This is a genomic window from Zhenpiania hominis, assembly GCF_014333425.1.
Taxonomy (GTDB): Bacteria; Bacillota; Clostridia; order Peptostreptococcales; family Anaerovoracaceae; genus Hominibacterium; species Hominibacterium hominis.
The window spans coordinates 40,391-49,065 of the sequence record NZ_JACRYT010000026.1; the positions used below are offsets into that span (position 1 = coordinate 40,391).

Consider the following 8,675-nt stretch of genomic DNA (forward strand, 5'->3'; position numbering starts at 1 on the left):
CTCAGCCCCTCCTACGCGCTTCTTTGTTCTTTTCCATCATTTCCACCAGAGCCTGAATTCTGGTTTCATACTGAGCCTGGGAAAAATTCCGTGGATCCGTCTGATCCCCGTCGAAAACAACCGATGGAACGCCTGTGGCCTCCGCTACTCTTCTCTGAACCTCGTACTGACGGAAATCCATCAGCTTGCAGCTCCGGTTGGAATGGTAAACAATTCCCTCCACAGAAAAATCCTCCACCAGTTTTTTCATATTGTCTGTATCGTAATCCAGATTGCGGTTGGCGTAATTGGAAGCGTAAGCCTTTGCCATTCCGTCGATATCACCGGTCTCATAGCGCACATTCCAGGACTCCGGATATGTAGATGTCACCATGTTGATCCCGTATTTTTTCAGAGTTTTAAAGGTAACGGAAAGATGGGGCCAGCAGGCGATTCCGTCCCAGATCACCCGGTATTTTTCTTCCGCTGACTTCCAGGGGCCCAGTCCCGCCTTTGCCTTAGCTTCCATCTCGTCATGCCAGAGTTTGAACAGCTTGTGCCCATCTTCGTTTCCCCGCATGCAGACGATCATCGCCATGTAGTTAAACATATCAAACCCGTTCAGCGGCGATGGCGTCACCTTCGCCCAGTCGGTAGCTTTTTTCCACCATTCACAGGTAGCATTGGAAAGCTTCATCACTTCCCGGAATTTATCATAATCGAATTTTTTCTTTGTAAAATCCTCCAGCTGCGCAATCGCGTATTCAATCTGGCCCTTCATATACTTAATGCTGTGCTCCGGCACTTCATATGTATGGTTAAAAGGCATATCAAACATAATCAGCGGAATCTGCAGTTTTTTAGCCAAATTTTCAGACCATTTAATAACGGTATTGCAGATGTTGCTGCAACAGAAAATTAAATCCGGCAGAGGGATATCCTGCGCCTGCGCGTGTTGGATATCCGTATAGCCCATATTGACTCTGGCATAGGAGCAGATATCCCCCGAGTAGCCTTCCGCCTCCGAGTGTTCAATAAAGGTCAGCGCCTCTTTTCTCGCTCCGATAGCCGCGGCGTGATTCTCCGGATAAACTGTTACCAGATCCATCGTTTCGAGTAGCTCCTGCGGGCAAATGGAGGTGGCCCAAACAACAGGCTTCCCCTCTTTTTTGGCCTGCAGGGCGCCCTCGTAATGCTTTTCCACAAGGTGGTTCAGCATTTCTTTTGAGGTCATTTCCTTGGTGTCCATATCAACTTCCTCCTCTTTTCTACCTGTTCTGGAATTCGGGTTTTCTTTTTTCCAGAAACGCTTTCATTCCTTCTTTCTGATCCTCTGTGTTAAAAAGTTTCGCCCAGTTTTCCGCCTCAATTTGGATGCCTCGTTTCCAGTCGGGCTCTTCCTGGCCCGCCCGGATCGTCCTCTTTGCTGCCGCCAGAGCGATCGGCCCTCTGCGGCAAAGCTTTTCCGCCAGTTTCATGGCATCCCGCAGGACTTCTCCATCTTCGGAAATACGGTTTACAAGGCCTATGGCAGCCGCCTTTTCCGCGGAGATAATATCTCCGGTAAATATCAGCTCTTTTGCCGCGGCCTCTCCAGTCACTCTGGGCACCCGGATCGTTCCTCCCGCGCCGGGCATGATTCCCAGTGTCACCTCCGGAAATCCCATCTTGGCGCTTTTTTCCGCAATGCGGATATCGGCGGTCATAGCAAGTTCCATCCCGCCTCCCAGGGCATAGCCCTCAATGGCGGCGATAACCGGAATCGGCAGTTCCTCGATTTTATCGTATGTGGGAGAGAATACAAACGCTTTCGCCGCTTCTTCATCACAGTCCGCCATATCCTTAATATCCGCTCCCGCCGCGAAGTTTTTCTCACTATGAAGAATCAGACACCGAATTTCCGGATCTTTGCGAACCCGCTCTACAAGAAGATCCATCTCGTCTACAAGCTCTCTGCTCAGAGCATTGAGGGCTTCGGGCCGATCCACACTGAGAACCGCAATCGCTCCCTCTTGTTTTAATACTATCTGACCCATTCCAGCCTCCTATTTCTTCTCATATTCGTAGAATCCGGCTCCAGTCTTTCTTCCAAGCCTTCCCGAGTCAACCATCCGCTGAATCACCGGGCTCGGACGGAACCGGTCGCCATAGGCTTCAAAGAGGATCTGATCCACGCTCTGATTCAGATCGTGTCCGGTAATGTCCAGCAGCGCGCAGATTCCCATTGGATGCCCCAAACCGTATTTACAGATCTTATCAACGTCTTCCGGTGAACATACCCCCTCTTCAATCAGACGGCACGCCTCCAGATAAAAGCAGTGAAACAGGCGGTTGAGTCCAAAACCAACCACATCCTTTACTCTCACAGGCTCCTTTTCAATATGGGCCAGCAGCTCCGAAACCTTATCCGCGGTTTCCTCTTCTGTCAGAAGCCCCGGAATCACTTCCACCAGTTTCATAACGCTTGCCGGAGAATTGAAATGGGTGCCGATAAACCGTCCCTTTCGATTCTCTTCCACGGCTGCCGCCAGCTTTGTAATGGAAATACTGGATGTATTGCTGGCGAAAATGGTACTTTCTTTACAGATTCCATCTAGCTGACGGAAGATCCCCTGTTTAATCTCCAGGTTTTCTAAAACCGCCTCCACAATAAGGTCACAATCTGCCATAGCCTTTAAATCCGCGGTAGGCGTTACGCGTCCCAGGATTTCCTCTTTTTCTTCTTCTGTGATCTTCCCTTTCTTTACATTCTTATCCAGTACCGTTTTTTGTTTTTCTTTTCCTTTCTCCGCGATTTCCAGAGACGTATCGCTCAGAATGGTTTCCATACCCGCTCTGGCAAAACAGAGGGCGATTTCCGCGCCCATCATTCCCGCGCCTACAACTCCTATTTTCTGAATCATGTTTCTCACGCCTTTCCTATCTCAGATTCTCAATTAAAGTGGATATGCCCAGCCCGCCTCCGCAGCAGGAGGAGAACATGCCGTATTTCCCGCCCCGCCGCTCGAGTTCCTTCATGGTAAAAATACATACCCTCGCTCCCGACGCTCCATTGGGATGGCCGAAAGCAATGGCTCCTCCGTTGGGATTCCAGTTTTCCATATCGATTTTCTTTCCGGTCATGTTCTCCATCTGCCGAATTACACTCAGGTTCTGGGCGGCAAAGGCTTCGTTGCACTCATATACATCGATATCATCCAGACTAAGTCCTTCTCTCTTCAAGATTTTACAATTGGAATAGGCGGGGCCAATTCCCATCAGCTTCGGATCCACGCCCACATCCAGGCCGGTGATCCATTTGGCCATAGGCCGATATCCCAGTTCTTCCGCCTTTTCCCGACTCATCATCAGTACGAAGGCCGCACCGTCGTTTCTTCCGGAGGCATTTCCCGCGGTAGTCACGCCGCCTTCCATTACCGGACGCAGTTTTGCCAGGCCTTCCATATTTGTATTTTTTCTTGGATGCTCATCCGCATCAACTATAACGGTCTCGCCCTTTCTGGAATATTTCACTTCCACAGGAAGAATCTCTTCTTTAAAATATCCCTTTTCAATAGCCGCGGCCGCTCTTGTCTGGGAGCGCAGCGCAAATTCGTCACATGCCTCCCTTGTAATCCCCCACTTTTCCGCCATAAGATCGGAAATCTCTATCATAGAAAGATCGTCTTCGTCAGTGGGCGCCAACCGCAAAGGCGCTGCTGACGGCGCAATCCCTTTGTACGGCTCCACTGCTGTGGAATATTTGTAATAGGTCTGACTGTGGGCTTCCGCGCCGCCGCAGACCGCTGTGTCGATGAGCCCCGCCTGAATCTGCAGGGCCGCGTTGTTGATACAGGCAATGGAAGATCCGCACTGCATTTCGATAAAGGTCGCGGAAGTCTCATAAGGGAGCCCCGCCAGCAAGCTGGCGTATCTGGCAAAATTGTGGGTATTCAGATCGCCGGAAGCGCTTCCGGCAAATACCGCGTCCACATTGCCCCGTTCCAGAATCCCTGTTTTTTCACAAAGTCCTTTTATCGTCATTCCCGCAAGCTGGACAGGGGTATAGGGGCGCAGAGCCCCTCCCATCCGTCCGAAGGCGGTCCGCATTCCATCTATTATTACAACTTCTCTCGCCATTTCATCGCCTCCATTATACTTCGTCCCACTGAGCAATCAGTTCCGGTATTACCTTTTTCAGATCTCCGCAGATAGCGTAATCGGCCAGCTGCATCATAGGAGCGTCCGGATCTTTGTTGATGGCTACAATGATGTCTGAGGTCTGCATACCCGCTAAATGCTGGATTGCTCCGGAAATACCGCAGGCAAAATAGATCTTCGGCTTTACGGTTGTTCCGGTCTGCCCCACCTGATGGCTGGCGTCGATCCACCCGGAATCTACAGCCGCGCGGGATGCTCCCACAACGCCTCCTACTTTATCCGCAAATTCCCGGATTAATTTAAATCCGTCAGCGTCGCCTAATCCTCTTCCACCGGAGCATATAATCTGCGCGTCTGTAAGAGAAACAAGCTCCTTCGCTTCTTTCACTACATCCATCACTTCTACATGGATCTCTTCTTCCGTCAGGGCGCATTCCAGTTTTATCAGTTCTCCCTTTCTTGCGCTGTCTTTTTCTCTCTTTTCCATAACCCCCGGCCTTACGGTCGCCATCTGCGGTCTGGTATTCGGCGTAACGATAGTCGCCATCAGGTTTCCCCCGAAGGCGGGTCTGGTCTGCTTTAGACCCTTATTTCCGTCTTCCGCGTCCAGTCCCGCGGTACTTGCGGTCGTATAGGTTTGCAGATAATGGATATAATTTCCCGTATTAATATCAAGCCGCGTACAATCCGCTGTCAGCCCGGTATCCAGCCTTGCCGCGATTCGCGGCGCCAAATCCCTTCCAATATGCGTGGCTCCGAAAATGACAATCTCCGGCTTTTGCTCGCGAATTGCCTCTGTAATCACTTTCGTATATCCGTCTGTCGTGTAATGGGCCAGCAGCGGATTACGAATCTGGTACACCCGGTCGGCTCCGTAAGCGTAGAGTTCCTCCACCAGATGGTCGGTTTCATTTCCCACCAGAAGCGCGCATACCTTCGTATCTCCGCCGATCTCCCTTGACAGACGATAACCTTCTCCAATCAGTTCCAGCGCGACATTCATCAGTTTTCCATCCCGCTGTTCGGTATATACCCATACGTTTTTGTAATCGGAAAAATCCGCCATTTTTTCTTCCTCCTTGCTGTTAAATGATGTGTTTCTTTCTCAAATCTTCCAGTAAATTCGCCGCCTGTTCCTTTGGCGTATCTCCCTCTACGGTTATCCCTTTTCCCTTCGGCTTTGGCGTAAAGGAGCGGAACACATTGGTAGGAGAAGCTTTCAGCCCTACTGTTTCCTTATCCACACCGATGTCGTCCGCGCTCCACACCTTGATATCCGCTTTAGCGGCTTTTAAAATTCCCGGAACAGACATGTATCTTGGGGTATTCAGTTCTTTAATAGCTGTAAGAACACATGGAAGCTTGACTCTGAGCTTCTCATAACCGTCTTCCAACGCTCGTTTTACCACTACGCTTCCGTCTTTTTCCAGTGAGAACTCCTTTACATAAGTTACCTGCGGAACCTGTAATTTTTCCGCAATCTGAGGTCCAACCTGGGCAGTGTCGCCATCAATCGCCTGCCGTCCGGCAAAAATCAGATCATACGCTCCTATTTTGCGGATTCCCGCTGCCAGGGCATTGGACGTGGCCCAGGTGTCGGATCCTCCCAAAGCTCGATCGGAAAGCAGGATCGCTTCGTCAGCGCCCATTGCCAGACATTCCTGGAGCATTTCCTTCGCCTGAGGAGGCCCCATTGTAATAACGATGACTTCCGTATCCGGTATCTCGTCCTTGATCTGCAGCGCCTGTTCCAGCGCGTTGGCGTCATCATTATTTAAGATGCTGGGCACACCGTCGCGGACCAGAGTTCCGGTCTCCGGATTAATTGTAATTTCATTGGTATCTGGTACCTGTTTCGCGCATACTATGATTCTCATTTCTGTTTCCTCTCCTATTTAAAAATGTCTCCTGAAATAACCATCTTCATAACTTCCGAGGTTCCTTCGTAAATCTCCGTGATTTTCTGATCCCGGTACATCCGTTCTACCGGATAATCCTTGATATATCCGTAGCCGCCATGGAACTGTACCGCTTTATCCACTACATAAGAAGCCACTTCCGAGCATTTGAGCTTGGCCTGGGCCGCCTCTACCGTACTGGAAAGCCCCCGGTCTCTGCGATTTGCCGCATTGTACAGTACAAACCGAGCCGCGTCGATCTCCGTCTTCATATTTGCCATTTCAAAGGCAAGAGCCTGGAATTTATTAAGACTTCTCCCGAACTGCTTTCTCTGTTTCATATAGTCTACGGTCTGGTCAAAAGCTCCCTGGGCAAGTCCCAGCGCCTGAGCGGCAATCCCCAGACGGCCTACATCCAATGAGGACATGGCAACCTTAAACCCTTTGCCAAGAGGTCCCAGAAGATTTTCTTTTGGTACAACGCAGTCTTCAAAGACCAGTTCCGCCGCGATAGAACCGCGGATTCCCATTTTGTTTTCCTTTTTTCCTCTGGAAAATCCCGGCATTCCCTTTTCTACGATAAAAGAGCTGATGCCTTTGTTTCCCTTGCTTTTATCGGTCATGGCCATTACGACATAGACATCGGCGATCCCGCCGCCGGAAATAAAAATTTTACTTCCGTTGAGCAGCCAGTGATCCCCCATATCTTTGGCAGTTGTCTGCTGCATCGCCGCGTCGGTTCCCGCATTGGGCTCGGTCAGCCCGAAGGCGCCCAGATGTTCGCCGGATAACAGCTTTGGAAGGTACTTTCTCTTTTGTTCCTCGGTTCCGTAGGTGAAAATCGGCCAGCAGCACAGCGCGTTATGGGTCTGGACGATAACGCCGTGGGAAGCGCACACCTTAGAAATCTCCTCGACCGCCATAATATAAGTCAGATAATCCGCCCCGGCGCCTCCGTATTCAGCCGGAAACGGCATCCCCATCACTCCTAGTTTCCCAAGCTTCGCTACGGTTTCATAAGGATAGGCCGCTTCCGCATCCATCTCCTCGGCAATCGGTTCGATTTCGGTTTCGGCAAATTCCTTCAGCATCTTTTTTACCATTTCCTGTTCTCTTGAATAACTGAATTCCATCTGTATTCCTCCTCACATTTATCCATATTCTTATTTCTTATCTACCCGATCAAAATAATTGACAACTAAATATATTTCAAAAATTATGCCAATTTTATAAAAATTGCATTAATCTTTAGAATCCTTGAATTCCAACACGTTTCGCAGATCTCTGCTTCCCCGGAGCTTTGATTTTTTTGATGCATAAATTATATTGATGTTTCTGCGCATCACTTTCAGGCAATAAAAAATCCGCGCTGCCGAATCCTCTTCGGTACGCGGATTTTCATACAGATAATACAGAGCAGGCGGAAAACAGCGGAGAGTTCTTCTAAAGTCCATATTTCTGAAGCTTTCGAACCACAGTCGATTGGTTTACCTTTAGTTTTTCCGCAATCGCTCTGGTCGTACTGCAGCTTTCCTTTGTTTTTTGAAAAATCAACTTTTCCAGAGCTTCCGTCGCCTCGCTGAGAGACATATCTTCACTGTTCTCCATAACAGTATCGATCATTTTTTGCATTGGATTTTTCATCTTCTGCGTTACCCAGGGAAGATCCTCGGTCTGCAGATAATCGTTGTTACTTACAATCACCATGTTCTCGATCACGTTTTTCAGCTGACGCACATTTCCGACCCATGGGTATTTTTTTAATTCTTCCATTACTTCATAGGTCAGCAATTTCTGTTGGTTGTACATTTTATTATATTTATGTAAAAACAGGGACGCCAGAGGAATAATATCATCCACTCGTTTTCGCAAAGCAGGCACTTCGATCTGCACTACATTCAATCGGTAATACAGATCCTCACGAAAGGTCCCTTCTTCCACCATCCTGGCCAGATCCCGATTCGTCGCCGCGATGATTCTTACATCAACCGTCTTTGTCTCCAGAGCTCCTACGCGGCGAACCTCTTTGTTTTCGAGGAAGCGCAGCAGCTTTACCTGAAAATCCAAAGGCGTTTCCCCAATCTCATCGAGAAAGACGGTCCCACCGTCAGCCGCTTCCAAAAGACCTTCTTTTCCACTCTGCATCGCACCTGTAAAGGCTCCCTTTTCATATCCGAACAATTCCGACTCCAGCAGATTCGATGGAATCGCGCCGCAGTTCAGCGTAATAAAGGGAGCCTCATTCCTCAGGCTATTACTGTGAATAAATTTTGCCATTTCTTCTTTTCCGACTCCCGATTCTCCCAAGATCAGAACGGTAGCGTGAAAGTTAGCGACTTTTTCGGCCAGTGTCAGCACATCCTGCATTTCTCTGCTTACCGCGAGAATTGTGTTTTTTCCTTCCTTTTCATCATTTCCCGCATGGTCGGAAAAACTTTCTAAATACTGCTTTCCCATTTCTCTGGATTGCTGCAGCTCTTCGGTTAGTTCATAAATCTCTGTGATGTCTCTGGCATTAATAACGATTTTTTTAATATCCCCTGGTATATTGTAATTGACTCATTTAGCAAGTCATCTACAAGATACACTGGTATATTGTAATTGACTCATTTAGCAAGTCATCTACAAGATACACTTTCCTTTCTATCAACCTTCTTC

General features: G+C 48.9%; 8 protein-coding genes. All 8 read right to left on the minus strand.

All coding sequences use genetic code 11. The annotated features are described in order from the left end of the window. Window position 1: 1 nt before the first annotated feature. Window positions 2-1,228 (minus strand): 2-hydroxyacyl-CoA dehydratase subunit D, encoded by a 1,227-nt coding sequence (locus tag H9L42_RS15105; protein WP_187304245.1) that lies wholly within the window; start codon window positions 1,226-1,228, stop codon window positions 2-4. Between the two features lie 19 nt (window positions 1,229-1,247). Then, window positions 1,248-2,015: an enoyl-CoA hydratase/isomerase family protein gene (locus H9L42_RS15110; protein WP_187304246.1), complete on the minus strand. Its 768-nt coding sequence runs from the start codon at window positions 2,013-2,015 to the stop codon at window positions 1,248-1,250. Between the two features lie 9 nt (window positions 2,016-2,024). Then, on the minus strand, window positions 2,025-2,882 hold the full coding sequence (locus H9L42_RS15115; RefSeq protein ID WP_187304247.1) for a 3-hydroxyacyl-CoA dehydrogenase family protein: 858 nt from the start codon (window positions 2,880-2,882) through the stop codon (window positions 2,025-2,027). Window positions 2,883-2,898: 16 nt separating this feature from the next. Next, complete coding sequence (locus tag H9L42_RS15120; RefSeq protein WP_187304248.1) at window positions 2,899-4,098, minus strand: thiolase family protein; 1,200 nt, start codon at window positions 4,096-4,098, stop codon at window positions 2,899-2,901. Between the two features lie 13 nt (window positions 4,099-4,111). After that, entirely contained in the window at window positions 4,112-5,185 is a 1,074-nt protein-coding gene (locus H9L42_RS15125) for an electron transfer flavoprotein subunit alpha/FixB family protein (RefSeq protein ID WP_187304249.1), read from the minus strand. A gap of 19 nt (window positions 5,186-5,204) precedes the next feature. Further along, window positions 5,205-5,996 carry an electron transfer flavoprotein subunit beta gene (gene etfB / locus H9L42_RS15130; RefSeq protein ID WP_187304250.1) on the minus strand — a complete coding sequence of 264 codons (792 nt, stop codon included), beginning with the start codon at window positions 5,994-5,996 and terminating at the stop codon, window positions 5,205-5,207. Window positions 5,997-6,010: 14 nt separating this feature from the next. Next, entirely contained in the window at window positions 6,011-7,150 is a 1,140-nt protein-coding gene (locus tag H9L42_RS15135; RefSeq protein WP_187304251.1) for an acyl-CoA dehydrogenase, read from the minus strand. 310 nt (window positions 7,151-7,460) lie between these two features. Continuing rightward, window positions 7,461-8,474, minus strand: coding sequence for a sigma-54 interaction domain-containing protein (locus tag H9L42_RS15140; RefSeq protein WP_187304252.1), 1,014 nt, complete (start codon window positions 8,472-8,474; stop codon window positions 7,461-7,463). Between the last annotated feature and the right edge of the window lie 201 nt (window positions 8,475-8,675).

Excerpts from the sequence above, each read along its gene's own strand:
- H9L42_RS15115 (WP_187304247.1), bottom strand. The coding sequence starts at position 2,882 with ATGATTCAGAAAATAGGAGTTGTAGGCGCGGGAATGATGGGCGCGGAA.
- H9L42_RS15120 (WP_187304248.1), bottom strand. The coding sequence starts at position 4,098 with ATGGCGAGAGAAGTTGTAATAATAGATGGAATGCGGACCGCCTTCGGA.
- H9L42_RS15140 (WP_187304252.1), bottom strand. The coding sequence starts at position 8,474 with ATGGGAAAGCAGTATTTAGAAAGTTTTTCCGACCATGCGGGAAATGAT.
- H9L42_RS15125 (WP_187304249.1), bottom strand. The coding sequence starts at position 5,185 with ATGGCGGATTTTTCCGATTACAAAAACGTATGGGTATATACCGAACAG.
- H9L42_RS15105 (WP_187304245.1), bottom strand. The coding sequence starts at position 1,228 with ATGGACACCAAGGAAATGACCTCAAAAGAAATGCTGAACCACCTTGTG.
- H9L42_RS15135 (WP_187304251.1), bottom strand. The coding sequence starts at position 7,150 with ATGGAATTCAGTTATTCAAGAGAACAGGAAATGGTAAAAAAGATGCTG.
- etfB (WP_187304250.1), bottom strand. The coding sequence starts at position 5,996 with ATGAGAATCATAGTATGCGCGAAACAGGTACCAGATACCAATGAAATT.
- H9L42_RS15110 (WP_187304246.1), bottom strand. The coding sequence starts at position 2,015 with ATGGGTCAGATAGTATTAAAACAAGAGGGAGCGATTGCGGTTCTCAGT.